Annotated in this window: 24 protein-coding genes; 18 read left to right on the forward strand and 6 right to left on the reverse strand. The window is 28.2% G+C overall.

The genetic code is table 11. The features are described from left to right. From hemA to ASKIR_RS01860, 6 genes are all read left to right on the forward strand, one after another. A complete protein-coding gene (gene hemA, locus ASKIR_RS01835) occupies positions 1-1,293 on the forward strand; it encodes a glutamyl-tRNA reductase (RefSeq protein ID WP_115588402.1) in 1,293 nt (430 codons plus the stop codon). Between the two features lie 18 nt (positions 1,294-1,311). Next, positions 1,312-3,015 (forward strand): proline--tRNA ligase, encoded by a 1,704-nt coding sequence (locus tag ASKIR_RS01840; protein WP_115588403.1) that lies wholly within the window; start codon positions 1,312-1,314, stop codon positions 3,013-3,015. 10 nt (positions 3,016-3,025) lie between these two features. Next, positions 3,026-3,889 (forward strand): mechanosensitive ion channel family protein, encoded by an 864-nt coding sequence (locus ASKIR_RS01845; RefSeq protein ID WP_115588404.1) that lies wholly within the window; start codon positions 3,026-3,028, stop codon positions 3,887-3,889. Then, entirely contained in the window at positions 3,864-5,078 is a 1,215-nt protein-coding gene (locus ASKIR_RS01850) for a tRNA nucleotidyltransferase/poly(A) polymerase-related protein (RefSeq protein WP_115588405.1), read from the forward strand. The genes ASKIR_RS01845 and ASKIR_RS01850 overlap by 26 nt, the downstream gene beginning before the upstream one ends. 176 nt (positions 5,079-5,254) lie before the next feature. Continuing rightward, on the forward strand, positions 5,255-5,695 hold the full coding sequence (locus ASKIR_RS01855; protein ID WP_109065849.1) for a DUF3015 family protein: 441 nt from the start codon (positions 5,255-5,257) through the stop codon (positions 5,693-5,695). Beyond that, positions 5,670-7,484, forward strand: coding sequence for an Lnb N-terminal periplasmic domain-containing protein (locus tag ASKIR_RS01860; protein ID WP_228254654.1), 1,815 nt, complete (start codon positions 5,670-5,672; stop codon positions 7,482-7,484). Before ASKIR_RS01855 ends, ASKIR_RS01860 begins: the two co-directional genes overlap by 26 nt. Here ASKIR_RS01860 and ASKIR_RS01865 read toward each other — a convergent pair. Then, the gene (locus ASKIR_RS01865; protein ID WP_115588406.1) at positions 7,481-8,725 is read right to left on the reverse strand and encodes an apolipoprotein N-acyltransferase; all 1,245 of its coding nucleotides are present in this window, start codon (positions 8,723-8,725) and stop codon (positions 7,481-7,483) included. The two genes, ASKIR_RS01860 and ASKIR_RS01865, sit on opposite strands and share 4 nt — an antisense overlap. A 28-nt stretch (positions 8,726-8,753) precedes the next feature. On the opposite strand from ASKIR_RS01865, the gene yajC reads away from it, so the two are divergent. From yajC to ASKIR_RS01885, 4 genes are read left to right on the forward strand one after another with little or no spacing between them, the layout of a single operon-like run. After that, on the forward strand, positions 8,754-9,020 hold the full coding sequence (gene yajC, locus ASKIR_RS01870) for a preprotein translocase subunit YajC (protein WP_066162545.1): 267 nt from the start codon (positions 8,754-8,756) through the stop codon (positions 9,018-9,020). 53 nt (positions 9,021-9,073) lie between these two features. After that, the gene (gene secD / locus ASKIR_RS01875; protein ID WP_115588407.1) at positions 9,074-10,639 is read left to right on the forward strand and encodes a protein translocase subunit SecD; all 1,566 of its coding nucleotides are present in this window, start codon (positions 9,074-9,076) and stop codon (positions 10,637-10,639) included. Then, positions 10,639-11,607, forward strand: coding sequence for a protein translocase subunit SecF (gene secF, locus ASKIR_RS01880; protein WP_115588408.1), 969 nt, complete (start codon positions 10,639-10,641; stop codon positions 11,605-11,607). The genes secD and secF overlap by 1 nt, the downstream gene beginning before the upstream one ends. Positions 11,608-11,610: 3 nt before the next feature. Continuing rightward, positions 11,611-11,811 carry a hypothetical protein gene (locus tag ASKIR_RS01885; RefSeq protein ID WP_066354563.1) on the forward strand — a complete coding sequence of 67 codons (201 nt, stop codon included), beginning with the start codon at positions 11,611-11,613 and terminating at the stop codon, positions 11,809-11,811. On the opposite strand, the gene ASKIR_RS01890 is transcribed toward ASKIR_RS01885, so the two are convergent. Genes ASKIR_RS01890 through motA form a run of 3 tightly spaced genes read right to left on the reverse strand, consistent with a single transcriptional unit; the run spans position 11,804 to position 13,734 of the window. Beyond that, the gene (locus ASKIR_RS01890) at positions 11,804-12,223 is read right to left on the reverse strand and encodes a hypothetical protein (protein ID WP_066162533.1); all 420 of its coding nucleotides are present in this window, start codon (positions 12,221-12,223) and stop codon (positions 11,804-11,806) included. The two genes, ASKIR_RS01885 and ASKIR_RS01890, sit on opposite strands and share 8 nt — an antisense overlap. Positions 12,224-12,232: 9 nt before the next feature. Then, the gene (gene motB, locus ASKIR_RS01895; protein WP_066352537.1) at positions 12,233-12,973 is read right to left on the reverse strand and encodes a flagellar motor protein MotB; all 741 of its coding nucleotides are present in this window, start codon (positions 12,971-12,973) and stop codon (positions 12,233-12,235) included. Between the two features lie 8 nt (positions 12,974-12,981). Beyond that, a complete protein-coding gene (gene motA, locus ASKIR_RS01900) occupies positions 12,982-13,734 on the reverse strand; it encodes a flagellar motor stator protein MotA (protein ID WP_115588409.1) in 753 nt (250 codons plus the stop codon). Between the two features lie 146 nt (positions 13,735-13,880). Here motA and ASKIR_RS01905 point away from each other — a divergent pair, with 146 nt between their 5' ends. The 6 genes from ASKIR_RS01905 (at position 13,881) to ASKIR_RS01930 (ending at position 21,081) form a co-directional block, all read left to right on the forward strand. Then, positions 13,881-14,225, forward strand: coding sequence for a DUF6394 family protein (locus tag ASKIR_RS01905; RefSeq protein ID WP_066352534.1), 345 nt, complete (start codon positions 13,881-13,883; stop codon positions 14,223-14,225). 2 nt (positions 14,226-14,227) lie between these two features. After that, positions 14,228-16,696 carry a leucine--tRNA ligase gene (gene leuS / locus ASKIR_RS01910; protein ID WP_115588410.1) on the forward strand — a complete coding sequence of 823 codons (2,469 nt, stop codon included), beginning with the start codon at positions 14,228-14,230 and terminating at the stop codon, positions 16,694-16,696. A gap of 1 nt (position 16,697) precedes the next feature. Continuing rightward, the gene (gene lptE / locus ASKIR_RS01915; RefSeq protein ID WP_066352530.1) at positions 16,698-17,207 is read left to right on the forward strand and encodes an LPS assembly lipoprotein LptE; all 510 of its coding nucleotides are present in this window, start codon (positions 16,698-16,700) and stop codon (positions 17,205-17,207) included. Between the two features lie 3 nt (positions 17,208-17,210). After that, positions 17,211-18,371, forward strand: a complete 1,161-nt coding sequence (locus ASKIR_RS01920; protein WP_066352528.1) for a bifunctional folylpolyglutamate synthase/dihydrofolate synthase — start codon at positions 17,211-17,213, stop codon at positions 18,369-18,371. Then, positions 18,358-20,466 carry a DEAD/DEAH box helicase gene (locus tag ASKIR_RS01925; RefSeq protein ID WP_066352526.1) on the forward strand — a complete coding sequence of 703 codons (2,109 nt, stop codon included), beginning with the start codon at positions 18,358-18,360 and terminating at the stop codon, positions 20,464-20,466. Before ASKIR_RS01920 ends, ASKIR_RS01925 begins: the two co-directional genes overlap by 14 nt. Positions 20,467-20,565: 99 nt before the next feature. Continuing rightward, complete coding sequence (locus ASKIR_RS01930) at positions 20,566-21,081, forward strand: rhodanese-like domain-containing protein (RefSeq protein WP_066352523.1); 516 nt, start codon at positions 20,566-20,568, stop codon at positions 21,079-21,081. Between the two features lie 30 nt (positions 21,082-21,111). Here ASKIR_RS01930 and olsF read toward each other — a convergent pair whose 3' ends face one another. Together olsF and ASKIR_RS01940 are read right to left on the reverse strand one after the other, a co-directional pair. Further along, positions 21,112-22,818, reverse strand: a complete 1,707-nt coding sequence (gene olsF, locus ASKIR_RS01935) for a bifunctional ornithine lipid synthase OlsF (protein WP_066352522.1) — start codon at positions 22,816-22,818, stop codon at positions 21,112-21,114. A gap of 67 nt (positions 22,819-22,885) precedes the next feature. After that, positions 22,886-23,296: a hypothetical protein gene (locus ASKIR_RS01940; RefSeq protein ID WP_066352520.1), complete on the reverse strand. Its 411-nt coding sequence runs from the start codon at positions 23,294-23,296 to the stop codon at positions 22,886-22,888. 105 nt (positions 23,297-23,401) lie between these two features. Here ASKIR_RS01940 and ASKIR_RS01945 point away from each other — a divergent pair, with 105 nt between their 5' ends. Beyond that, positions 23,402-23,704, forward strand: coding sequence for a hypothetical protein (locus ASKIR_RS01945; protein WP_066162497.1), 303 nt, complete (start codon positions 23,402-23,404; stop codon positions 23,702-23,704). Next, positions 23,704-26,688, forward strand: coding sequence for a transcription-repair coupling factor (gene mfd, locus ASKIR_RS01950; protein ID WP_115588411.1), 2,985 nt, complete (start codon positions 23,704-23,706; stop codon positions 26,686-26,688). Before ASKIR_RS01945 ends, mfd begins: the two co-directional genes overlap by 1 nt. The last annotated feature ends 19 nt before the right edge of the window (positions 26,689-26,707 follow it).

Raw genomic sequence — 26,707 nt, forward strand, 5'->3', positions numbered from 1 at the left:
ATGAGTTATTTAGTAATTAGTTTTTCACATAAAAATTTAGATATTAAACAAAGAGAGAAACTAGCATTTAATAGTGATGAAGAGAAAGATAGATTTATAAAAAAACTTTTGGATTTTGAATCTACAAAAGAGTTGGTACTTTTATCAACTTGCAATAGAGTTGAGATTATTGTAAAAAGTTCAAATGTAAAACAAAGTAGTAAAAATATAATTGAAAACTTAGCAGATTATTCAAAATTAAATTATGAATTTTTATATGATAGAGCTGATATTTATGATAATGATGTTGCAGTTCACCATCTATTTTCTGTTGCATCAGCACTTGATTCACTGGTAATTGGTGAGACTCAAATTGTAGGACAGTTAAAAGATGCTTTTAGATTTTCACAAGTTAGAAATTACTGTGATCAAGGTATTTCAAGAGTTATGCACTATGCTTTTAAGTGTGCTGCTCAGGTGCGAACTGCTACAAGTTTAGGAACAGGTTCTGTATCTGTTGCTTCAACTGCTGTTGCAAAAGCAAAAGAGCTAGTTGGAGATACAAAAGGTGTAAAAGCACTTGTAATTGGTGCTGGAACTATGAGTGAATTGGCTGTAAAACATCTTTTAGCTTCAGGATTTAGCGTTACAATAGTTAGCAGAGATATTAAAAAAGCTAAAAATCTAGCTTCAACTTTTGAAGAGAATATAGAAGTAGAGCCTTACTCTAAACTTGAGGAACTTCTTGAGATTATGCCTGTTATGATAACAGCAACAAGTGCTCCTTATCCAATAATTACTCAAGATAACACTCCAAGCTCAGATATAAATAGATATTGGTTTGATATTGCCGTTCCAAGAGATATTGATGAGGATATCTCAATGTTTGATTTAGAAATTTTCAGTGTTGATGATTTACAAGAGATTGTAAACTCAAATATGACACAAAGATCAGCTCAAGCAAAAGAGGCTTATACGATTGTTGGTCAATCAACTTTAGAGTTTTTTGATTGGTTAAAAAGTTTAGATTTAGAGCCACTAATTAAAGATTTGTATCTAAAAGGTGAAAAAATAATTGATAAAAAACTTCATAATGCTATAAAAAAAGGTTATGTACCAAAAGATTATGAAGATAATATTAGAAAACTTTGTCAAACTGTTATAACTGAATATCTACACAATCCAGCAAAACAACTTAAAACTATATCAAGAACAAAACATTGTGATTTGGTTGTTAGTTCAGTTCAAAATATGTTTTCTCAAAATGTGCAAGATATAGATTTAAAATGCGAACACTTAAATAAAAATATATAAATTATAGGAAAAAATTAGATGAAATTTAGCAAACTTTTTATACCAACAACAAAAGAGACTCCAAGTGATGCAACACTGCCATCTCACCAATATTTAATCAAAGGCGGTTTTATATCTCAAAATGGTTCTGGAATTTATGATTTTATGCCATTAGGAAAAATTGTTTTAGAAAAGATTAAGAAAATTGTAAAAGAGGAGATGGATGAAGCAGGAGCTTTAGAGGTTCAATTTGGATTTGTAACACCTTTAACACTTTGGGAAGAGTCAGGAAGAGACCTTACTATGGGAAGTGAGATGTTGAGATTTAAAGATAGAAAAGGTGGAAGTTTTGTTTTAAGCCCAACAAATGAAGAGTCTGTTGTAAATATGGTAAAAAATAGAGTTACATCATACAAAGATTTACCACTTCATCTGTATCAAATCAACACAAAATTTAGAGATGAAGCACGACCTAGATTTGGACTTATGAGAGGAAGAGAGTTTTTAATGAAAGATGGTTACTCTTTTCACTCTAGTGAAGATGATTTAGTAAGAGAGTTCAATCTTATGGAAGAGGTTTATAAAAAAATCTATACAAAATTAGGTTTAGATTTTAGAGTTGTTGAGGCTGATAGTGGAGCTATTGGAGGAAGTGGAAGTAAAGAGTTTCATGTTCTTGCAAACAGTGGAGAGGATACAATTGTTGTTTGTGACTCTTGCTCTTATGCTGCAAATATTGAAGCTGCAAAAAGAGAAGCAAAAAAATATGATTTTGAAGCTGGAGAATTAAAAAAAATAGAGACTCCAAACTGCACAACAATTGAAGATCTTGCAAATTTTTTAAATGTAAAAAAAGAGCAAACTATAAAAGCAGTTATAAAAAAAGCAATTTTTAAAGAAAAAGCTAAAATTGTAGTCTTTTTCGTGCGAGGAAGTGATGAGCTTGAAGAGACAAAAGCACAAAATAGTATAGATGCTTTGGAGCTTATTGATACTGTTGAAGATGAGATAAAAGAGAGTGGTTTAGTTGCTGGATATTGTGGATTAGTTGATTTACCAAAAGATACAATTTTTGTTGTTGATAGTGAGTTAAAAGATTCAAAAGCTATGGTGTGTGGAGCAAATGAAGAGAATTATCATTTGGTAAATGTTGATTTAACTGCAATTGAAAATATAAAATATGCTGATTTAATAACTGTTCAAGAAGAAGATACTTGCTCTTGTTGTGGCGGAAAACTCTCATATACAAAAGGAATTGAAGCTGGACATATTTTCCAACTTGGAACAAAATATTCAAAAGCTATGAATGCAAACTTTTTAGATGAAAATGGAAAAGCAAAACCATTTATTATGGGATGTTATGGAATTGGAGTTTCAAGATTAGTTGCTGCTGTGATTGAACAAAATCATGATGAAAAAGGATGTATCTGGACAAAAAGTACAACTCCTTTTATGGTAGATATTATTGTTTCAAATTCAAAAAATGAAGATGAGGCAAAAGTTGGTGAAGATATTTATCAAAGCCTAAAAAAATTAGGAATAGAGACTATTTTAGATGATAGAGTAAATGCTAGATTTGGATTTAAAATGGGCGATTTTGAGCTTTTAGGTTTTCCATATGCTGTTATTATTGGAAAAAAACTAAGTGATGGTTTAGTTGAGTTAGTAAATCGAAAAACTTTAGAAAAAGTTGATGTAAAAGTAGAAGAAATTGTTGCAAAAATTTTAGAACTTACAAAATAGGAGTTTTTTTATGGAGATGTCAAGTATAGAAAATGGTGTTGAGATTATAAAAAAAGATTTTTTATCTTTTATTCCTCAAAATATATTAGATACTGCTTTAGAGTACTCATGGTCTATTTTTTTGGCACTTTTAATATTTTTTGTTGGAAAGTGGATTGTAAATAGAGTTGTTAAAGTTTTAGGTAAGTTGTTAAGAAAAATTGATGGAATTGATGAGATTTTAGTTAAATTTTTGGAAAATATTGCTTATTATTCTTTAATTACAGCTGTTATTCTTGCCGCTTTAAATAAACTTGGAATTACTACAACATCGTTTTTAGCAATACTTGGAGCCGCTGGTTTGGCTGTTGGTTTAGCTTTAAAAGACTCTTTAGGAAATTTTGCTTCTGGTGTTATGATTATAATATTTAAACCATTTAGAGTCGGAGATTTTGTAACTGCTGGTGGAGTAACTGGAAGTGTTAGTGAAGTTGGTATTTTTAACTCAGTTTTTGTAACAGGAGATAATCAAAGAATTGTTGTGCCAAATAGTTCAATTACAAGTGGTTCGATTACAAATGTAAATGCTTTTGATACAAGAAGAGTAGATTTAGTTGTTGGTATATCTTATGATGATGATATTAAAAAAGTAAAATATTTATTAACAAATCTTCTTACATCACATGAGAAAATATTAGTTGACAAAGGCATTACAGTTGCTGTTTCGGAACTTGCAGATAGTTCTGTAAATTTTGTTGTTAGAGCTTGGGTTAATACACCTGATTATTGGGAAGTTAGATTTTTCTTAATAGAAAATATCAAATTGGTATTTGATAAAGAGGGAATTACGATTCCATATCCACAACAAGATGTTCATCACTATAACAAAGATTAAAATACCAAAAATATTAGAAAATATTTTTGAAGATTTAAAATCAGCACAAGCCAAACCTATTGTTGTGGGTGGCTGTGTGAGAGATAGTTTTTTAAATAAAGAGATTAAAGATTATGATATTGAAGTTTATAATATAGACTCAATAGATAGTTTAAAAAATGTTATCTCAAAATATAAAGAGCCAAAACTTGTTGGAAAATCATTTGGAGTTTTAAAATTAAGTATAAATGACTTTGATTTTGATTTTTCACTTCCTAGAACTGAAATAAAAACTGGCTTTAAACATACAGATTTTAAAGTCTTTTTAGACTCAAATTTAAGCTACAAAGAGGCTAGTAGAAGAAGAGATTTTACTATTAACTCTATTGGTTATGACTACTTTGAAAATAGATTTTTAGATCCATTTGGTGGAATAAAAGATTTAAAAAAAAGAGAGATAAAACATATAGATGATAAAACTTTTATAGAAGATAGTTTAAGAGTCTATAGAGCTTTGGGTTTTGCTTCTAGATTTAATTTCAAAATATCAAAAAAAACAAAAAAACTTTGTAAAAAAATAGTAGAAAATAAAGAGCTAGAGCATCTGCCAAAGCAAAGAGTATTTGATGAGTTTAAAAAGATTTTTCTAAAATCAAAAAAACCAAGTATTGCTTTGAAACTTTTTGATGAGTTTAAAATATTTTTTATCTCTTTTAAATCCTCTTATAAAGCTGTTGATAAGTTGGCAAAATATTTAAACAAAAACAGTTTTGATGAGTTTAGAAAAATATATCTATTTTTCTCACTTATTTTAAAAAATCAAAAAGAAGATGATATTTTAAATTTTTTGCAAAATATTACAGATGATAAAAATCTAATTAAAAATATTTTAACTCTTTGCAAAAATAGAACAAAACTAGATGAAAAAGAGTTAAAAAAACTATCTTTGGTTTTAAAATTGCAGGATTTGATTTTAATAGAAAAAAGTTTAGAGAAAAAAGATATTAAAAAAATAGAAAAACTATCTAAAAAACTGGATATTTCTGATAAACCTTTAGAAATTTTTGTACAAGGAAAAGATTTAATATCTTTGGGATTTAAAGAGTCAAAAGAGTTTAAAGAGATTTTAGACTTTTCTTTGAATTTACAAATAGAAAATAATATGAGTAAAGATAAGATAATTGAAAAGATATTCAATAAATATAACTAGCACTTTTATTAAAAGTGCTAGTTAATTAATTAGTTACCATATACTTTTATACAGTGAGCATTGTAAATTAAATTTTGATTTTATAAATTTAAAATATTTAAGATATAAAATAAAATTTATAAGAATTAATAAAGAATAATTCTAATATGATTTAGAACTTTAAAAAAGGAGAAAATATGAAAAAAGTAGTTTTAGCGGCAGCTTCAGTTTTAATGGCAAGTTCATTATATGCAAACAATACAAATACGGGGTGTGGACTTGGTACAATAGTTATTAAAGACCAAAGTACAACAATTATGCAAGTTCTTGCAGCAACAACAAATGGAACTTCTGGAAACCAAACATTTGGTATTACAAGTGGTACATTAAATTGTAAACAACCAGCATCATTTGTATCAAATGATAAATTACACAGATTTATTAATGAAAACATGGATGAATTAGCAATGGATATTTCAGTTGGAAATGGTGAGACTTTAAACACTGTTGCAACTTTAATGAATATTGAAGATAGAGCAACTTTTGCTTCTAAATTACAAGCAAATTTCACTACAATTTATTCAGGTGAAAATGTAAGTTCAGCGGAAGTTATTGACAATATTGCAAAACTTATCTAATTTTTTAAAAAAAGCAACAAATATTTTTATATTTTGTTGCTTTTTTACTTTATCACTACAATCATCAGATCAAATTCAAGAGTATATTTTAGAAAATAGAGTTTATGAAGATAACTACTTTAAAAAACTTCTTCACTACAAAGGAAGTAGTAGCGAAATAGATTCAACTAACTTTTTTATATCAAAAAATGGAAAATATGATTTAAAAGAGGAGTTATTTGAAACTATAGATGCACTAAAAAGTGGCGAAAAAGATGTTTTGTGTAGATTTCCACTAAGAGTATCTTGGTTGGAAAAAACTATACCAAATTTAAAAGAGCAAATAAAATATTATGAGTGTAAAGAGTTAAATGAGTACAAAAAAGAGTTAGAGGCTAAACATATTACTTTGGTATTTCCAAGCTCTCATATAAACTCACCAGCATCTATGTATGGGCACACTTTTTTACAACTATCAAGCAAAAAAGATGCACCTCTTTTATCAAATGCTTTAAACTATGCAGCAAAAACAGATGAGAAAAATGGTTTAGTTTTTGCTTTTAAAGGTGTTTTTGGGGGATATGAAGGGCAATACTCTATATTGCCATATTATGAGAAGTTAAAAACATATAACAATATTGAGCAAAGAGATGTTTGGGAGTATGATTTAAATTTTAATCAAGAAGAGATAGATGTTTTAGTTCTTCACGCATGGGAGTTAAAAGACTCATATGCTGATTATTTTTTCTTTAAAGAGAACTGCTCTTATGCTCTTTTGTGGCTTTTAGAAATTGCAAGACCATCTTTAGAGTTAACAGATAATTTTACTTTTAAAGCAATACCTCTTGATACTATTAAACTAGTTGAAAAAAATGGTTTAATAAGTGGTTCAAACTATAGATACTCAAATCTTAAAAAGATGAAATATATTTTAAATGAAAAGATAGAAAACAAAGATTTTATAGATGATTATATAAACAAAAATCTACCATTAAATGATAATTTATCACTTGATGACAAAATCTCATATCTTGATTTTAAAATAGCCTATACACAATATTTAAGAAGTGAAAAGGGTACAAAAAAAGATGAGTATGTAAAAAACTATTTAAATATTTTAAAACAAAGAAGCCAATACAATAAACCATCTTTTTTTGATGTGCAAACTCCAACAAACCCTCTACAATCTCACGGTTCTGCAAGAGCTTCTTTATACTATGATACAAATGATAGTGTTAATTTTACAATTAAACCAGCCTATCATAATATTTATGATTTAGAAGATGGTTACTTACAAGGTGCTTATATAGACTTTTTTGAGTTTAGTTTACAAAAGAAAAAAGATGAAGATATAAAAGTTGATAAGATAACACTTTTAAAAATAGAGTCATTCTCTCCTAGAGATAAAATCTTTAAACCACTTACTTGGACTATAGATACAGGATATGAGAAGTTTATAGATGATAAAGACTCTTTTAAAATAAATCCTAGTTTTGGTGCTACTTTTGGAGAAGAGTATGGATTTTTATATACACTTTTAGATACTAATGCATATTTTCTTTCAGACAATCAAGACTACTCAATAGGTGCTAGAGTTGGAGCTGTTACAAACTACTTCAAAGATATAAAGCTAGGAGTTGATTATAGATATGCAAAATATGATAAAGGTTTTGAGAATAAAAAATTTGAAGCATTTTCTACTATAAAACTTGTAAAAGATCTATCTTTGAGCTTAAAGTATCAAAACAATGATTTATCATCAAAACAAGACATTTTCAAATTTGGTTTAATGTTCTATTTTGTACCTTAATTAGGTTTTATAACCATATTCTTGCTTCCATTTGCTACATGGTAAATTGTAACGCCATATTTTTTTGCATAATACTTTAAAAGTAAAGCTTGTAGTGTTGGCTCATGTGAAGGTGTAAACCAAGCGTTATTTGAAATCATAATCATATTTTTAACACCATTTAGATTTTCAAAAATCTTTTTATTTGTTCCTTCATAGCAAATAGCATTTCTAAATAGACTATCTTTTATTAAAAAATCTGTTGGTTTATCGGCTTTTGAGTAATCACTAGCACCACCATAAAATAGATTATTAATTAAATCAACAAAAAATCGAGGCAATGGAATCTCCTCTCCAAAAGGAACAAGCACAACTTTTTTTGCAACTTCAAATTGGTTTTTACTAAAAAAATATGAAGCATTGAAATATCCAAATTCATCTTTATAAATAGAACCAGCAATAATATCAATTTTGTTTGATAAATTTAGTAATCTATCCATTAAAATATAGTTTTCATTTAAAACTAAAGTAAAAATAGTTTCAGGAAGAACTACTACATCATAGTTGTTTTCTATTGCATAATCTATTTTTTCAAATATCTTTTTATTTATTTGTGCAAAATTCTCTTTTTGCCATCTTAAATCTTGGCTTATATTAAATTGGCTTAAATATATTTTTATATCACTATCTTCAACAATATGCTCTTTTTCAAAAATATTTAGTGCAAAAATCAAAGGTAAAATCGCAACAACTCTTAAATTTTTTAATCTAGCCTCTAAAACAATTAAACAAGCAATTAAAATAAGTGCAAAAGCCAAATAAGAGCTTGAGAAGTAAGAGTTTATAAAAGCTAAATTTAGTTTTAACCAATCAAATCCAAAAGGTGCAAAAAATAGATACAAAAATATTAAAATAGCTTTTAAATATAGATTCTTAAATACTCCAAGAGCTAAAAATGACAGTCCATATGATATAGCTAATCCAAAAATTATAATAGGAGCTAAATAGCTTAAATCATAGTATTGCAAACTAATAGCAAACCACCAAAACCAAAATATTCCTATGAAAAATCCAGAAAAAAACATAACAGCTCTTGAAGCTTTTAAAAGTAAAAAAACTCCTAAAACAGCAATAATAGAATCAACTATTTTAAGCTCAATATTAAAGTGTGCTAAATAGATAAAAGCACTCAAAAGAGTTGAAATAATCAAGCTCTCTATTATAATCTTTTTGCTAAAATATTGGGTTTTTAAAAAAAACATATCTGACTCTTACGTAAAAGGAAATTAAATGCAAGGTGATTTATTAACATCATTACTACCTTTGGTTGCACTATTTGCAATATTCTACTTCTTAATTATAAGACCACAACAAAAACAAGCTAAAGCTCATAAAGATATGATTGCGGCTCTTAAAAAAGGTGACAAGATTGTAACAAATGGTGGCTTAATGGTTGAGGTTGTAAAAGTTGAAGAGACATATTTTGTTGTAAAAAATAGTGATAACTCTGAGATGAAATTAGCAAAAGAGTTCGTAGCTAGACTTTTAGCTGAATAATTTTAGTTTTAAGATATGAGTTTTCATATCTTAAAATCTTTTAAGGATAAATATTGAAATTTTTAAATTTTAAACTAACAATTTTTTTAGTAGCTTTTATATTTGGAATTGTTTTTTCTTTTCCATCTTTGTTTCAAACAGAGTCTGGAAAAAAGGTAAATCTAGGACTTGATTTACAAGGTGGACTTCATATGCTTTTAGGTGTAAATACACACGAAGCAGTAACTTCAAAAATGAGATCTATCGCAACAGCTATAAAACACTTTACAGATGATGAAGAGGTTTTAATAGATGGATTAACTGTTGTAAATGACAATATTATTTTCTCTTTGTTGGATAAAGATGATGTTGCAAAAATGGATAAAATGCTTGAAGAGATAAAAGGTCTATCAATTACTAAAGATAATTTAGAGTATAAAGTAGAGCTAACACAAGAAGAGGTAATTCAAACAAAAGATTACTCAGTTGCACAAGCTGTTGAGACTATTAGAAATAGACTTGATCAATTTGGACTTAGTGAACCAACTGTTTTAAGACAAGGTGAGAGTGATATTATTGTTCAACTTCCAGGAATTAAAACAGCAGAGCAAGAGAAAGATGCTAGAGAGTTAATCTCAAAACCAGCAAATCTTGAGCTTATGGCAATAGATGAAAATAGAGCAGATCAAGTTTATAAAATGACAAATAAAGAGGCATCTTTATATGGAGATATTATTTTAGAGGATACAAAAAATCCAAATATAAAATATCTTGTAAAAGAGATACCAATTTTAGATGGTAACCAAATTGTTGATGCTCAAGTTGCTTTTAATCAATCAAATCAACCAATTATTAACTTTACACTAAACTCAAGTGGAGCTAGAATTTTTGCAGATTTTACAGCAAAAAATGTAGGAAAAAGACTTGCAATTGTACTTGATGGAAAAGTTTACTCAGCGCCAAATATAAACGAAAGAATTGGTGGTGGAAGTGGACAAATTAGTGGTGGATTTACAGTACAAGAGGCTGGAAATGTTGCTATTGCACTAAGAAGTGGAGCATTACTTGCAAGTATTAATATGCTAGAGAAAAGAAGTGTTGGACCATCACTTGGAGCTGATAGTATAAAAGCATCTATGATTGCTTTAATATCTGGAACAGTTCTAATTTTTCTATTTATGATGCTATATTATAGAAGAGCTGGAATGATTGCAAATATTGCTTTAATTGCAAATATATTTATTCTTTTAGCTGTAATTGCACTTTTTGGAGCAACATTAACACTTCCTGGAATGGCTGGTATTATTTTAACAATGGGTATGGCAATTGACTCAAATGTTATTATAAATGAAAGAATAAGAGAGGCTTTAAGAGCAGGAGCTAGTGTGCAAAAAGCTATTGAAGATGGTTACTCAAATGCACTAAGAGCTATTATTGATGCAAATGTTACAACACTTTTAGTTGCAATTGTTTTATATGCTTATGGAAGTGGAGCAATAAAAGGTTTTGCTGTAACAATTTCTATTGGAATATTAACTTCAATGCTTACATCAATTGTTGGAACTCATGGTATTTATAAAGCACTTTTACCAAAGATTTCAAAAGATAAAAATAATAAAAAATGGTTTGGAGTGGCATAATGGAAATTTTTAACAACAACAAAACATATAATTTTATGTCAAAAAAGATCTCATTTTTGGGATTATCAACTATATTAATAGTTGCTTCATTTGTTCTTTTATTTACAAAAGGTTTAAACTATGGAATTGATTTTTTAGGAGGTACTACTGTTCAAGTTAAATATGAACAAACTGCACCTCTTGATAAAATTAGAGAAGTTTTAAAGGATACAAGATATTCAAGTTCAACTGTTACTGAGTTTGGATCACCAAATGAGGTAATTATTAGATTTACAGGAAGTTCAAGTGATCTTACAAATGATATTAGTGATGATATGAATAAAATTTTAGTTCCAACAGGAGATTTTGAGATTAGAAAAATTGATATGGTTGGAGCAAAAGTTGGAGCAGAGCTTAGAGAAAAAGGTATTATGGCTCTATCTTTAGCCTTAGTTATACTATTAATCTATATTGCTATTAGATTTGAGTGGAGATTTGCTGTTGCTACAGTTATTGGACTTGTTCATGATGTTATTATAACTTTAGGATTAATAAGTCTATTTAGCATAGATGTAAATCTTGATATGATAGCTGCAATTCTTACAGTTGTTGGATATACAATAAATGATAAGATTATTGTAAATGACAGAATAAGAGAGAATTTAACAAATGGTAAAGAGAAAGATTTAGATATTTTAATAAATAACTCAGTTAGTCAAACTCTTTCAAGAACAATTCTTACATCTTCAACAACACTTTTTGTTGTGGCTACAATGCTTCTATTTGGTGGAGAGATTATCTATCCATTCTCATTTACACTTTTTGTAGGAATTATAATTGGAACTTACTCTTCAATTTTTGTTGTTTCTCCATTTTTAAAATTCTTAGGATTTAAAATTGATAACTATAGAAGTAAAGAGGCTATTAAAGAGCAAAAAAGAAAAGAGAAAGAGAAGTTAAGAGCTATGTATGAACAAGGAAGAGTTTAACAAATGAAAAGATTAGTAGTAGTTTTTTTAATATTACTAATCACACTTTGTGCAGTAGTATATCTCTTCTTTTTAGAAAAAAATATCAATTCAAAAGATGAAAAAAAAGAGGAAGTTGTTGAAAAAAAAGTAGATACAACACCAAAGAATTCAACAATTAAAGAGAAAAGAGAGGCTATAAAAGAGGCTTTTGGTATTAAATAGAGTCTCTTTTTAGAAGTAAAAATATAAAATATGCACCAAATATATTTAAAGGTGATATAACAAAATTATATAAAATATCATCAAGAAATAGTGATAAAACAGCATTTAAAATATATAAAAACATTAAAAACTTCAATGTAGGATTAACAATCTTTGTTAATATTTCAAAATTTAAAACTTTAATCTTTTGTAAAACAATAACTATAAAAAATATATTAAAAATTATAGATATATATGCAAAATTGCTAAAGCCAATTGAAAGTGTATATATTTGAAAAAAGATTAAAAAAAGAAGAGTAGCTAAAGAGCCAAAACTAGCTAAATTTGATAAAGTTAGAATACTCTTTAAAAAGCAACAAGATGATTTTTTATCCTCTATTTCTAAAAAATCATCTTTCTTATTTTGCTTCATATTTAAAAATTAATTCATCTTTTTAAAGATTGATTCTAAATCCATATCCTCTTCAGATATTGGTTCACCTGTAGTTCTAAGTTCAAATACAACAACTCTTTTATCTTTTAAAGTTGACTCTTTATTGCTTCCATAACCACTTGAGAATAGTTTTTTAGGATTAACTTTATATTTAACAAGCTCTCTAATTACATTATTAGCTCTTGCAGTTGATAAATCAAGAGCATCTTTGTATTTAGAGTTTCTAACTTCACTATCCTCAGCATAACCCTTTACATTTACTTCTGTATCTTCAGGCATTGCTTGAATTAAAGTTGCAAGATTTTCTAAGAAATCTTTTGCAAATATAGAACTAGCTTCTGCTTTTCCACTATCAAAAACTAAATGAGCTGGAACACTTAAAACAGAACCATCTGGAAGCTCTATTAAATTTGCACCTTTATTTCTATTTTGTTCTGCTTCTTGTTGATTCTCTAGTGTATGAACAATAACTTTTCTACCCTCTACATTTTCAGGATCAGCTTGATCAGTCATAGCTTTCTCTTTTTTTGTCTCTTCTTCTATAATATTTGCAGTTGGAAAATTATAGATTTTTATAAACTCCTCTTTTAAAGCTTTTTGTTTCTCCACATTTATAGAAGCCAGTGCATAAAGTGCAATAAAAAGTGCAAGTAAAAGACTCAAAAAGTCAGCATAAGGCACGGCCCATTTTTCACCAGCTGGACACTCTACCTTTTTTTTCTTAGCCATTTATATCCTTAAAGAGGCATAGGAGTTACCATTTTTGTAAGCTTCAATTTAAGCTCACCTGGTGCATCTCCCCTTGCTATTGCTTTACAAGCTGCCAAAATCAAGTATTGCTCTTTTATTACTAAATGCCCTTTTGCTTTTAATTTAACTCCCCAAGGTCCTAAGAAAATATAAGATCCAGCAATTCCCATAACAGTTGCTGTAAATGCTCCAGCAATTCCAGCTGCCATTGCTGGTGGATTGTCAAGTTGTTGAAGAGCAAGAATAAGACCAAAAACAGCCCCAACAAGACCAATTGTAGGTGAAGTTTCACCTGCATGAAGCCAAAAGTGACTAGCCCCGTGATAATACTCTTCAGTAGCTTCAATAACAGGTTCTAGTTGCTCCTCTAGTTGCTCCTCTTTACTACCATCAACAACCATACTTAAAGCCTCTTTCAAGAATGCGTGGTCAATATTTTGAATATCTTTTTCTAATGCTAAAACACCCTGTTTTTTTACAGTAATTGCATATTCAACAAGCTCATCAATTCTAGCTTCAAAATTTACAGGAGATTTTTTAAATATTGTTTTAAACTCCTTAAATGCAGCCTTTACCAAAGAACTTTCAGTAGCTGTAACAGCAGCTAACATAGAAGTTGGAATAACAATTATAAAAGATGCTATATGAAGAACTCCAGCAGGATTTCCACCCTCAAGAGTAACCCCAACAGAGATAGAAGTTAAAGCTCCTATTAAACCAATTAGTACAGATAAATCCATTTATTTTCCTAAAAAAAAATTGTTTTAATAATATCTAAAAGAAATTAAAAATAAGCTGTATTATAAAATATCTCTAAAATTAGTTTTTTATCCTTTTTTTGATACTATATTTGATTTTAAATTATCAATATAATAAAAGGATTAAAATGGACTGGGGCAAAGTAACCTATATTTTCCTATCTTTAATGTCGCTTACTACAACAGCTGGATTTATTTATGAGCCAAATACTATAGCTCTTTTTATAGCTGCTAGCGTAAACTTAATATCTACAATTATAAAAATTGGTGTAAAAAATCTTTTAGCAGCTGAACTCTTAGCTAGTTCACTAGTTGCAGATTTACATTTAATACCTGCTTTTTTAGTAGTTGTGTTTAGTGGTGACATACAACTTGCAATAGCCTTAGCTATTGGAGCTGTTATAGCAAATATTGTATCAATTGCACTATCTTTAATTGAGAGTGCAAAAAGTAGTGAAAAGGAAGATTATTAAAAATGCAATATTCTAGTAAAGAATTAGAAAAAAAATGGCAAGAGTATTGGAAAGAAAACAACTCTTTTGAACCAAAAGATGGTTATGAATTACCAAAAAAATATATATTAAGCATGTTCCCATATCCAAGTGGAAGAATTCATATGGGACATGTTAGAAACTATTGTATTGGTGATGCCTTTGCAAGACACTTTAGAAAAAATGGTTTTAATGTTCTTCATCCAATAGGTTGGGATAGTTTTGGAATGCCAGCAGAAAATGCAGCAATTAAAAATAGACTTCATCCAAAAAAATGGACTTATGAAAATATTGATTATATGAGAGAAGAGCTTAGAAGTTTAGGGCTATCTTTTAGTAAAAACCAAGAGTTTGCAACAAGTGATGAGCTATATACAAAATTTGAACAAGAGATTTTTATAAAAATGTATGAAGCTGGTATTGTTTATCAAAAAAGTGCACATTTAAATTGGTGTAATGAGTGTCAAACAGTTTTAGCAAATGAGCAGGTTGAAGATGGATGTTGTTGGAGATGTGATAACGAAGTTGTTCAAAAAGAGATGCCAGGATATTATATTGCAATTACAAAATATGCACAAAAACTTTTAGATGATTTAAAAACTTTAGAGAACTCATGGCCATCACAAGTTTTAACAATGCAAGAGAACTGGATTGGAAGAAGTGAAGGTTTAGAGTTTAAATTTGATTTAACAAAAGAGACTAGAGCAAAACTTGATAAGATGTTTTCAAGTTTTAAAGTGTTTACAACAAGACCAGATACTATTTATGGTGTAACTTATGTTGCAATTGCACCTGAGCATGAGATTGTAAAATATATGGTTGAGCAAGAGCTTTTACCAAAAAATAAACTAAACATTATTAAAAGAGTTCAAAAAGTTGCTGAAAAAGATAGAGCAACTTTAGAAAAAGAGGGTGTTGATTTAGAAATAGAGGTAATTCATCCTTTAACTGGACAAAAAGTTCCAGTTTGGATGGCAAATTTTGTTTTAAGCTCTTATGGTGAAGGTGCTGTTATGAGTGTTCCAGCACATGATCAAAGAGATTTTGAGTTTGCAAAAAATTATGATTTACCAATAAAGCAAGTTATTTCAAAAGATGGAAAACATAGTGATGAAAAACTAAAAGAGGCATTTGTTGAAGATGGAATTTTGGTTGATTGTGAAAGTTTTAGTGGATTAACTACAACTCAAGCAAAACAAGCAATTATTTATCACTTTGAACAAAACTCTTTAGGAAATAAAAAAGTAAACTATAAACTAAGAGATTGGGGAGTTTCAAGACAAAGATATTGGGGAGCTCCAATTCCTTTTGTTCACTGTCCAAAATGTGGATTAGTTCCTGAAAAAATAGAGAATCTTCCAATAGCACTTCCAGATGATGTTGAAATAACTGGAGAGGGAAATCCTTTGGCAAATCATCCAACATGGAAAGACTGCTCTTGTCCAAAATGTGGAGAAAAAGCAATTAGAGAAACTGATACTTTAGATACATTTGTCCAATCTTCTTGGTATTTTTTAAGATATGCAACTAACTATAAAAAGTGGCAAACAGAGGCTATAAATAAAGAAGATAGCAACTATTGGATGGATGTTGATCAATATATTGGTGGAATAGAACATGCAATTTTACACCTTTTATATGCAAGATTCTTTACAAAAGTTCTAAAAGATTTAGGATATACAGATTCAAATGAGCCTTTTAAAAATCTACTTACTCAAGGTATGGTTTTAAAAGATGGTGCAAAAATGAGTAAATCTAAAGGAAATGTTGTTGATCCTGATTTAATTATTGAAAAATATGGAGCAGATACAGCAAGATTGTTTATTCTTTTTGCAGCTCCTCCAACAAAAGAGTTGGAGTGGAATGATAGTGCTGTTGAAGGTGCTTATAAATTTATAAAAAGATTTTATGAAAGATCTATTAATGTTACACAAAATGGTGTAGAAAATATTTTTAAAATAGATCAAAGCTCTTTAAATGATAAAGAGAAAGAGGCTAGATTAAAAGTTTATGAAGCTTTAATTAAATCAAATGAGGTTTTAACAAAAACTTATGCATTTAATACTTTAATTGCATCTTGTATGGAGGCTATGAATGCTTTATCATCTCAAGAAAACGAAGCAATTTGGGCTGAAGGTTACTATATTTTGACAAATATATTAGAGCCAATTATTCCTCATACAGCTTGGGAATTAGCTAATAAATTTTTTGCTTTATCAAATTTTGATAAGAGTATTGAAGTAAAAGATGAGGTTTTTTCAAAAGATAGTATAGTTTTAGCGGTTACAATAAATGGTAAAAAAAGATGCGAAATAGAAGTTGCTATAAATGCTACAAATGAAGAGATTTTAGAACTTGCAAAAGTAGCTGCTAAAAAATGGTTAGAAAATGCAACAATTGTTAAAGAGATTGTTGTACCAAATAAACTTGTAAATATTGTAATAAAGGGCTAATGTGCTTAAAAAAATCTCTTTTTATATTGTAATAGTTTTAATTCTAAGCTCTTGTGGATATAGACCAACAGCACAATTAGCAAAAGAGGAGCTAGGTAAAAATATATTTGTAAAAACAGATATAAGAGCTAGTGATCCTAGAAACTCTGTTTTAGTTAAAGATGCTGTAACAAAAATATTATCTCAAAGATTAGATTCAAATCTTGTAGATAATCAATTTGAAGCTGAAATAATAATGGATTTAAGCATTGGAAGTGTTAGCTTTGGGGTTTTACAATATGATAAAGATGGTTACAATAAACTTTACAAAGCAAAAGTTAATATAAATGTAAAGTATTTTGATAAAGAGAAATCAAAAACAAAAAGTTTTACAGTTTCTGGAGAGTATGATTTCGCTGTTGATATAGGTGGAGAGATAAATGATACTCATAGATTTGAAGCAATTAGTAAAGCAAGTGATATGGCTGTAACTGAGATTTTATCAAGAGTTGCAGTTGCATCTTTTGAGTAAAATATGTCTTTAAAAACTTTAGACTTAAAAGGGTTTTTAGAGCATAAAACTCTTTATTATGACAAAATTGATTACAGCTACATAAAAAAATCTGCTGATATTTTATTAAATCATATAAATCTTCCTTTTACTATTCATATTGTAGGAACAAATGGAAAAGGTACAACTGGAAGATTTTTAGCTCACTATCTGTATAAAATTGGATTTAAAACTCTACACTATAGCTCTCCTCATATAAAAAAATTTAATGAAAGAGTCTGGTTAAATGGTTTTGATATAGATGATGAGAGTTTAGAAATAGCTCATAAGTTTTTGCAAAATATTTTAGATGAAGAGCTTTTAGAAAAACTTACATATTTTGAATACACAACACTTTTGGCATTTTATATTAGTAAAGATTGTGACTATTTAATTTTAGAAGCTGGGCTTGGTGGAGAGTTTGATGCAACAAATGTTGTAAAAAATGATCTTAGCCTTATTACAACAATTGGACTTGATCATACATCTTTTTTAGGAGATAGTGTAGAGAAAATTGCAAGAACAAAGATGCGTTCGGTTGATACAAAGATGATTATTGGTTATCAAGAGTTTGCTAGTGTTTATGATGTTGCAAATAGTGTTAAGCTTGAGTTAAAAGATGAGTTTAATAAAGATATAGAGATTTTAAGAGTTGAAGATTTTAATATAGATTATAACTTTACATTTGCATCATATTTAAAAAGAAATTTAGCACTTGTTTTAAAATGTTTAAAAGAGTTAAAAATTGATATAAATCTTGAAATTTTCAACTCAACTCCAATTTTTGGAAGATGTCAAAAGATAAAAGATAATATATTTATAGATGTTGGACACAATCCTTTGGCTGCAAAAGTGATTTTTGAAGAGTTTAAAAATAAAAAATTAACTTTGATTTACAACTCTTATGATGATAAAGATTACAAAGAGGTTTTGACAATTTTAAAACCAATTATAGATGAGGTATATATTGTACCTTTGGAAGATAAGAGAGTTGTAAAAAAAGAGATTTTGGAAAGTTGTTTAAAATCACTTGATATTAAAGAGATAAAGAGTTTAGAGTTTGATAATAAAAAAATCTATCTTGCTTTTGGTTCATTTTTAGTTGTTGAGAGATTTTTGGAGCTAATTTCTTATGAAAAACCTTGAAGAAGAGCTAGAAAAACTATATTTAGAAAAATCAAATATTGAAGAGCGAATTGCACAACTTGAGAGTTTAAAAAATCAAAATATAAAAAAAGAGTTCTCAAAAGATGAAAAAATTTCACTTTTTAGAGAATTATTTGTTGCAAGAGCTGATATATATGCTAAAAAATGGCGAAGTCGTGATGGAGCTAAAGAGGGATTTAGTGCTGTAACTGCCACTTTTATGGGTGAAGATTTTTTGCCACTTACAAACAAAGAGTTAGAGGAGCATTTAAGAGGAAATCTTTTTTTAGCATCATATTTAATAAATAAAAATCAAGAGTGCTCTTATGTTGCTTTAGAGTTAAATAGTGAAGATGTTTTTAAACTTCAAAGAGCTTTACAAGAGTTAAATATAGAAGCCTCTTATAGTTTAAGCTCTTATAACTCTGTTTTTGCATGGATATTTTTTAAAGAGAAAATTGCTTCAAAAATATCTTTCTCTTTCTTATATTTTTTGCAAAAAAAAGCAAATATAAGTGCTAAAATCTATCCAAATAGTGAGTTTTGTACAAATGAAAAATTAGGAAACTTTATAGAGTTGCCTTTACAATTAGAGCATAGAAGAAAAAACAGAACAGTTTTTTTAGATATAAATACAAAGAAAATATATGAAGATCAATGGTCATATCTATCAAGTGTTAAAAAAGCAACAAAAGAGCAAATTTATAGTTTTGCACAGGTTTTAAGTGCAAAAAATATTCAAAAAGATTTAAAGCATATAAATTTTCCAATAAATAAATTTGAAATAGTTTTAAATAGTGGAATAGAGATTCCAATTAAAAACTTATCAAAGAGTTTTATTAGTAAGCTAAAATCATTTGCTACTTTTTTAAATCCTCAAGTAAAACTTCTAACACAACTTAGAAAACCACTTTACAACACTCCAAAATATCTAAAAGGGTATGAAGAGAGTAGTGATTATTTAACACTTCCAAGAGGTGTAAAGATTAGTTTATTTGAATATTTTAAAGAGAATTTATTAGATTTTTCAATAAAAGATGAGAGAGTTTTTGAAAAAATTGAGACAAAAAGTGTGAAATATACTCTAAGACCAGAGCAAGAGGATGCTATAAAAGAGATTTTAAAATCACAAGAGTCAATTTGTGTTGCTCCTCCTGGTTTTGGTAAAACTCTTTTGGGAGCAAAAATATTTGAGTTAAGAGCTGTAAAAACTTTGATTATTGTAAATAAAAATATGCTACTTGATCAGTGGATTAGCAGATTTGTTGACTATTTTGGATATAAAAAGAGTGATATTGGATATTTAGGAAAAGGTCAAAACAAACTAAATAGTAATATTGATGTTGCAACAATGCAAAGCTTAAATAACTCTCCAGATTTAATCAAAAACTATACTCAAGTAATTGTAGATGAGTGTCACCATATTCCAGCACTTACATTTGAGCAGATAGTAAAAAATTTCAAAGGAACTTATATTTTAGGGCTTAGTGCAACTCCTAGAAGAAAAGATGAGTTAGATCCAATTTTATACCAACAATTAGGAGATATATCTTATGAGTATAAAAAACCAAAAACACATACAAATATATTAAAAGTTATAAAAACAGATTTTGTAAGTAGTAGCGATAACTACTCAACAATAATAGGAGAGCTTGTAACAAATGAGAATAGAAATAGACAAATTGTTGATGTAATAAAAGAGCATAAAGATAGAAAAACTCTTTTGCTTAGTGATAGAATTGAACACTTAAATCTTTTAGAGAATATTTTAAAAGAGCAAAAAATTGATTTTGTAAGTGTTCATGGAAGTCAAAATAAAAAAGAGCAAGTAGAAAATATGCAAAAAGTAAAAACAAGTTCACTTATACTTGCAACAAGCTCATTTTTTGGAGAAGGAATAGATTTTCCTCATCTAAATACAATTATTTTTGCAACTCCAATATCTTTTTATGGAAGATTAATTCAATATCTTGGAAGAATTGGAAGGGGAAATCAAAAGTGCTTGGCTATTGATTTTTTAGATAGCCAAAATCCAATTTTGAACTCAACTTATAAAAAAAGGCTTGAAGGTTATAAACAGATGCATTATAAATAATATTTTTTATAAATATTATTAATTAATCTAATATAACTTTTTATTATAATTTAACTAAAGTTTCTATAAACTTCTTAATATTTCAAATAAGGAGAAACTATGAAACTATTAAAAATTTTGGTATTTGCTTCAATACTTTTAACTTCAGCTTTTAGTGCTGAGTTTGTAAGCTATGATGAGCTAAGCAAAAAATTAAAAAGTGACGCAAAAAAATCAGGAATGATGGCAACAACTAAAGAGGTAAAAGATGCTCTAAAAGCTAAAGATTGGGCAGTTGTTGATGTAAGAACTATGGAAGAGTGGGCAGGTGCTTCTATAAAAGGAAGTTATAGAGTTGGAAGAGAAGCACCTGAAAAAGCTTTAGAAAATATTGTTTTAGACGATGATGAAAATTTTGTAAAGCAGAATTTAGTTGTAGTTTGTAACACAGCATCAAGAGCAGCTATTGAAGCTCAAGCTTTTAAACAAATGGGATTTAAAACTGTAAAGATTTATGAGATAAATAGATGGATTGATGAGTGTAATCCTGTTGTTACAAAATATAGTGCAGGCGAGCATAAAGATGGAACTAAAACAAAGTTTGGTAACTACTACGCTGAACATTGTAAAAAATAGTTTTAAAAGTAGAAAAGAGATTTTCTACTTCTAAACTATATATCTCATCTTTATATGCTCTTTTATCTTTTCAATTTCAACTAAAATAAATCCATCAATACAATCATTAAAATCTTTATCAACACTAAAATCTAAAAATCTTACACCATCATCAATAGTTAATTCACTATATTGTTTATATAAAGGTGGAATTGTAACACCCATATTTGTTAAAGCAGATTTTAAAACTTTAAAATCCTGTTTTTTATCATCTAAAACAAAAAAATCCTTTATATCGCTTAGACGATTTGTATAAAAGTATGGATCTTTTGCTTGAACTAACTCTTTTTCGCTTCTGTAGTAGTGGCTATAATAAAGAGTCATTAAATCTTTTGCAATAGAGGGAAAAGAAGCTGGAATTGATACAGGTCCAAACATATATTTTATATTTGGATTTGCTTTTAAATATGCACCAATTCCAAACCAAAGATAATCTAAAGCTCTAGTTCCCCAATATTTTGGTTGAACAAAACTACGCCCAAGTTCAATTGAATTTTGAAGATAAAAGATAAAATCATCATTAAATTTAAATAAAGAGTTTGAGTAAAAACCTTTTACGCCATATTTTTCAAAAACCAAATTTGCATTTGCAATTCTATATGCTCCTACAATCTCAAGTTCACTTTTATCATATAAAATAATGTGTTGATAGTAAATATCATATTTATCAGTATCTCTTTTTTTATTTACACCCTCACCAACTTTTCTAAAAGATAGCTCTCTTAATCTTCCAATCTCTTTTAAAACTATAGAGTCTTCAACATAATCATACAGATATATTCTTTTTCCATCATTTGTTTGACCAAGGAGTTGAGATTTTTTTAGTTCGTTTAGTAAATCAATTCTACTTACAGGATGAGCAATTGCATTTTGAGTTTGAAAATATGATTTTTTGCCTTTATTTAAAGCATAAAGATGTTTTTTATATAAATTTACTATAAATTTTTTATTTAAACCTTTTGGAATAATATTCTCATTTGGAATAATTTTTCCAATCTTTATATTTATACTTTTTGATTTTTTGTTAAACATTTCATTTGATAATAAAAGAGTTGAAAAAGTCTTATTTAGCAAAGAGATTGTATAAAAAGTTTTAGAGTTTTTTGCATCTAAATATATTGGTAAAATTGGTGCATTGCTATTTTTTGCAAAATTTAAAAAACCTTTACTCCAAGCTTTATCAACTACTCCTTTAGGTGTAGCACGACTTACTTCTCCAGCTGGAAAAATTATAAGTGCTTCATTGTTATTTAAAGATTCATAAACTCTTTTTATGCTCTCTTTTGTCTGTTTATCTTTGAAGTTATCAATTGGGATTAAAAGCGAATTTAAAGCCTCAAAACTACTTAAAAAATCGTTTGCTAAGATTTTTACATCTTTTCTAACACTTCCTACAAGTTTTAGTAAACACAAAGCATCAAGACCACCTAAAGGGTGATTTGCAATAATTACAACTTTTCCAGTTGTTGGAATATTTTGTAAATCGTTGCTTGAAACTGTATAATCAAAGTCAAAATAGTCTAAAACAGCATCAACAAAATCAAAACCCTTTAGGTGTGAATTTTGTGATAAGAACTTATTTATTCTATCTTCATGAACTATTTTTTTTGCTACTTTAAGCAAAGATTTTTTTAACAGACTATTTTTTGTTTTTATATTTGGGAACTTATTTTCAATCTCTTTTTGAATATTAACCATCTTTTTCTCCTACAAAATGTAGGAATATTAGATGATTTAGGTTGCAAATTGGTTACATTTTTAGTTATTAAGAGTAGAACTCAACAGATTTTAATCTAGCAGCTCTTCTTGCATCTGAATTGCTCTCTTGTGGCTCATCATCCTTATCTATATATATTTTTCTTCTATTTTGTTGATTATCTTTTGGTTTTTGTTTCTCAAGTTCAAGTTTAGCAACTAGCTCTTCAAGTTTATCTTCTAGTTTACTATTCTCTTTTAAAAGCAAATCTTTTTGTAGTGCTAAATCATTTAACTCTTTTTTTAACTCTCTAGCTCTTTGTTTGTAAGCATCTTTTTCTCTATCAAGAATATTATTCATCTCTTTTAAATTGTTATTTTCTTGCTCTAAAAGCAGATTTTTTTTCATTAAGATTACATTTTCACTTTTTAATCTTTGTGCATCTTGCATAGCAACTCGGCTTAAAAGTTCATAGTTCATATAAAATCCTTAAGTAAAGATGGCTTAAATTGTACAATAAAAATTAGTAATTTAGCATAAATCTATATTATGTTAAAATTTCGGAATTTTTTTGCAAGGTTTATGATGATTACAATAGATGTTTTAGTGTTATTAGATATAAAAGGTTTACAAGATAGAGAGAAATTTGAGAAGCATGTTAAAAAAGAGGGTTTTATAAAAGTAGAAAATGAGGAGTTTGTATATACAGGAAACTCAACAACTACAACTTTTGCTACAAAAGCTTATATCTTGGAAGTATTTAAAAAAGGTTTACAAAAAAGTGGTTTTGAAGATGCTTCTTTGGTTTTTTTATTAAATGAAACACCATATCCTCCATACAAATATGACAAAAATACAGATGATTTTGAATTAAGTGAAGCAAAATAGTGAAAAATATTTATAGCTATTTAAAAAATTTAAAAGAGCAAAAAAGATTAAAAGAGTGTGAACTTTTAGTTGTAAATGATGATAAAGAGGCAAAAATAGCATCTGATATTATCTCATTTTTAGGTTTTTCTCCTTTTACACTTCCAGATTTTAGAGCAAATTTCAAAGATGATTTACTCTCTTTTAAAGAGGAGCTTCAAGATATAACAAAAACTTTAAGTAGTTTTTATGAGTACAAAAAAGAGAATAAAATCTTAATCTCTCCAATAAGAACTATTAGTTTTCCTCTTCCAAAAAAAGAGTGTTTTGATAGCTTTACAATCAACTTTGCAGATAAACTAGATTTACAAGAGTTAAAAGAGAAACTTTACAACTGGGGATACTACTTTGTAGATATTGTAACAAGTGAAGGAGAGGTATCTTTAAGAGGGGATATTTTTGATATAGCTTCTTTGGGAAGTGAGTTTGGATATCGTGTAAGTTTGTTTGATGATGAGGTTGAGAGTATTAGAAAATTTGATATAGAAGATCAAAAATCTTTTAAAGATGAGATTGAGAGTTTTACTATAAAACCTGCATTTTTGGCTCTAAATTCAGCTACTTATGAAAATTTAAATGAAAAAATAGAGACAATTTCTAGTGATGCGTTTATAAAAGATATTCACTCTTTAGGATTTTGGTATTTAGATGATATGGCAATTTATTTACCACAAAATATGAGTAGTTTTATAACTTTAAATGCTTTAAGTGAACTTGATGAAGCATATATTTTTGAAGAGAAAAGATTAAACAAAGATAAGTTTCTAACACTTCCAAAAATTATTGAAGATGATAGATACAAAGAGATAAGCCCATCAAATATAAAAGAGTTTATAACTTTTCACAAAGATAAAAAAATCACACTTATTTCAAGTAGTGAAGCTAGAGTAAAAGCTGTTGATTTAAGCTTAGATGATAAAGATATAAAATACATTTTTAGCCATGAGATAATAAATCTTTTAAGTAGTGATGAGGTAATTATCTCATTAAACAAAGAGATTAAAAAGAAGCGAAAAAAACGGGTTAAATTTGTAATTGATGAGTTGGTTTTAAATGATTTTGTAGTTCATGAAAAACATGGAATTGGAGTTTACAAAGGAATTGAACCTGTTACTATTATGGGGGCTAAAAGAGATTTTGTAGTAATAAACTATCAAGGAGAAGATAGACTTTTAATACCTGTTGAAAATTTAGATACTATTGACAGATATGTTGCAGATGGCGAGAGTTATGCAATTGTTGATAAACTTGGGAAGGGAAGTTTTGCAAAACTAAAAGAGAAAGTAAAAGATAGATTATTTGAAATTGCAAATGATATTATAAAACTAGCAGCTGCAAGAGAGCTTGTAAATGGTATTAAAATAGATATAGATGAGTTTTTGATTAGTGAGTTTCAAAGTAAAGCAGGATTTTCTTATACAAAAGATCAAACTAGAAGTATAAATGAGATTTTTGCTGATATTAGTAGTGGTAAAGTTATGGATAGGCTTTTAAGTGGTGATGTTGGTTTTGGAAAAACAGAAGTTGCTATGAATGCACTACTTGCAGTTATAAATAGTGGTTACCAAGCTATATTTGTATGTCCTACAACACTTTTAGCATCTCAACACTACCACTCAATTTCAAAAAGATTTAAAGAGTTTGGAATAGATGTTTATAGGCTAGATGGAAAAAGTAGTGCAAAAGAGAAAAGCAGTATTAAAAAAGGTCTTGAAGATGGAAGTGTTAAATTTGTAATAGGAACGCACTCTTTACTTGATATAAAAACTTCTAATCTTGCACTTGTGATAATTGATGAGGAGCATAAGTTTGGAGTTAAACAAAAAGAGAAATTAAAAGGACTTAGAGAAGATGTTCATATTTTTTCTATGAGTGCAACACCAATTCCAAGAACTCTAAATCTAGCCTTATCAAAACTAAAAGGAATGAGCACTCTTTTAACACCTCCAAGTGAGAGATTAGGAGTGCGAACTTTTGTAAAAGAGTATAGTGATGGTTTAATAAAAGAGATAGTTTTAAGAGAGAAAAGAAGAGGTGGACAGCTATTTTATGTTCACAATAACATAGCCTCTATTGAAGCTAAGAAAAAAGATTTAGAGAAGCTTATTCCAAATATCAAAGTAGATATTATCCACTCTCAAATAAAATCAGTAGATGCTGAAAAAATAATTGAAGCTTTTGAAAATAAAGAGTTTGATATTTTACTTGCAACTTCAATAGTTGAATCAGGAATCCATCTACCAAATGCAAACTCAATAATAATTGATGGAGCAGATAGATTTGGAATTGCAGATTTACACCAACTAAGAGGAAGAGTTGGACGAAGCAACAAAGAGGGGTATTGTTACTATGTTGTTGAAGATAAGAGCAAAATAACACCTGAAGCTATAAAAAGATTAGTTGCATTAGAGTCTAACTCATATTTAGGAAGTGGAACAGCACTTGCTCACCAAGATTTAGAAATAAGAGGTGGTGGAAATATTATAGGTGCTGAGCAAAGTGGACATATAAAGCAAATTGGTTATGGTCTGTATCTTAAGATGCTTGAAGATACTTTGGCAGTTTTAAGTGGTGAGCAAAAAGATGAGAAGAAGAGTGTTGATATTAAACTTGCTATTAGTGCATTTATTAGTAGTGATTATATAGTTGAAGATAGAATTAGACTTGAACTTTATAGAAGATTAAGCCGTGTAAATGATACATCTAGCCTTTATGCTATTGAAGAGGAGATGGAAGATAGATTTGGAAAACTTGATACTCCTACAAAACAGTTTATGGATCTGATTTTGATAAAAATTTTGGCTATGTCAAAAGGAGTTGAACAAATAAGCTCTTATGAGATGAATGTTACATTTGTAAAAGATGGTATAAAAGAGACAATAAAATCAAGAAGCAAAGATGATGACGATATTATAAGTGCGACTTTACAGTATTTAAGAAAATAGATTTTTAGGGGGGAATATT

Source organism: Aliarcobacter skirrowii CCUG 10374 (assembly GCF_003544835.1).
GTDB lineage: Bacteria > Campylobacterota > Campylobacteria > Campylobacterales > Arcobacteraceae > Aliarcobacter > Aliarcobacter skirrowii.

What these genes read in the sequence shown, in the direction of transcription:
- yajC (WP_066162545.1), top strand. Translation starts at nt 8,754, where the DNA reads ATGCAAGGTGATTTATTAACATCATTACTACCTTTGGTTGCACTATTT.
- ASKIR_RS01890 (WP_066162533.1), bottom strand. Translation starts at nt 12,223, where the DNA reads ATGAAGCAAAATAAGAAAGATGATTTTTTAGAAATAGAGGATAAAAAA.
- ASKIR_RS01925 (WP_066352526.1), top strand. Translation starts at nt 18,358, where the DNA reads ATGAAAAACCTTGAAGAAGAGCTAGAAAAACTATATTTAGAAAAATCA.
- ASKIR_RS01905 (WP_066352534.1), top strand. Translation starts at nt 13,881, where the DNA reads ATGGACTGGGGCAAAGTAACCTATATTTTCCTATCTTTAATGTCGCTT.
- ASKIR_RS01850 (WP_115588405.1), top strand. Translation starts at nt 3,864, where the DNA reads ATGTTCATCACTATAACAAAGATTAAAATACCAAAAATATTAGAAAAT.
- ASKIR_RS01840 (WP_115588403.1), top strand. Translation starts at nt 1,312, where the DNA reads ATGAAATTTAGCAAACTTTTTATACCAACAACAAAAGAGACTCCAAGT.
- motB (WP_066352537.1), bottom strand. Translation starts at nt 12,973, where the DNA reads ATGGCTAAGAAAAAAAAGGTAGAGTGTCCAGCTGGTGAAAAATGGGCC.
- olsF (WP_066352522.1), bottom strand. Translation starts at nt 22,818, where the DNA reads ATGGTTAATATTCAAAAAGAGATTGAAAATAAGTTCCCAAATATAAAA.
- motA (WP_115588409.1), bottom strand. Translation starts at nt 13,734, where the DNA reads ATGGATTTATCTGTACTAATTGGTTTAATAGGAGCTTTAACTTCTATC.
- ASKIR_RS01855 (WP_109065849.1), top strand. Translation starts at nt 5,255, where the DNA reads ATGAAAAAAGTAGTTTTAGCGGCAGCTTCAGTTTTAATGGCAAGTTCA.
- leuS (WP_115588410.1), top strand. Translation starts at nt 14,228, where the DNA reads ATGCAATATTCTAGTAAAGAATTAGAAAAAAAATGGCAAGAGTATTGG.
- ASKIR_RS01845 (WP_115588404.1), top strand. Translation starts at nt 3,026, where the DNA reads ATGGAGATGTCAAGTATAGAAAATGGTGTTGAGATTATAAAAAAAGAT.
- ASKIR_RS01930 (WP_066352523.1), top strand. Translation starts at nt 20,566, where the DNA reads ATGAAACTATTAAAAATTTTGGTATTTGCTTCAATACTTTTAACTTCA.
- ASKIR_RS01885 (WP_066354563.1), top strand. Translation starts at nt 11,611, where the DNA reads ATGAAAAGATTAGTAGTAGTTTTTTTAATATTACTAATCACACTTTGT.
- ASKIR_RS01945 (WP_066162497.1), top strand. Translation starts at nt 23,402, where the DNA reads ATGATTACAATAGATGTTTTAGTGTTATTAGATATAAAAGGTTTACAA.
- ASKIR_RS01940 (WP_066352520.1), bottom strand. Translation starts at nt 23,296, where the DNA reads ATGAACTATGAACTTTTAAGCCGAGTTGCTATGCAAGATGCACAAAGA.
- hemA (WP_115588402.1), top strand. Translation starts at nt 1, where the DNA reads ATGAGTTATTTAGTAATTAGTTTTTCACATAAAAATTTAGATATTAAA.
- ASKIR_RS01920 (WP_066352528.1), top strand. Translation starts at nt 17,211, where the DNA reads ATGTCTTTAAAAACTTTAGACTTAAAAGGGTTTTTAGAGCATAAAACT.
- secF (WP_115588408.1), top strand. Translation starts at nt 10,639, where the DNA reads ATGGAAATTTTTAACAACAACAAAACATATAATTTTATGTCAAAAAAG.
- ASKIR_RS01865 (WP_115588406.1), bottom strand. Translation starts at nt 8,725, where the DNA reads ATGTTTTTTTTAAAAACCCAATATTTTAGCAAAAAGATTATAATAGAG.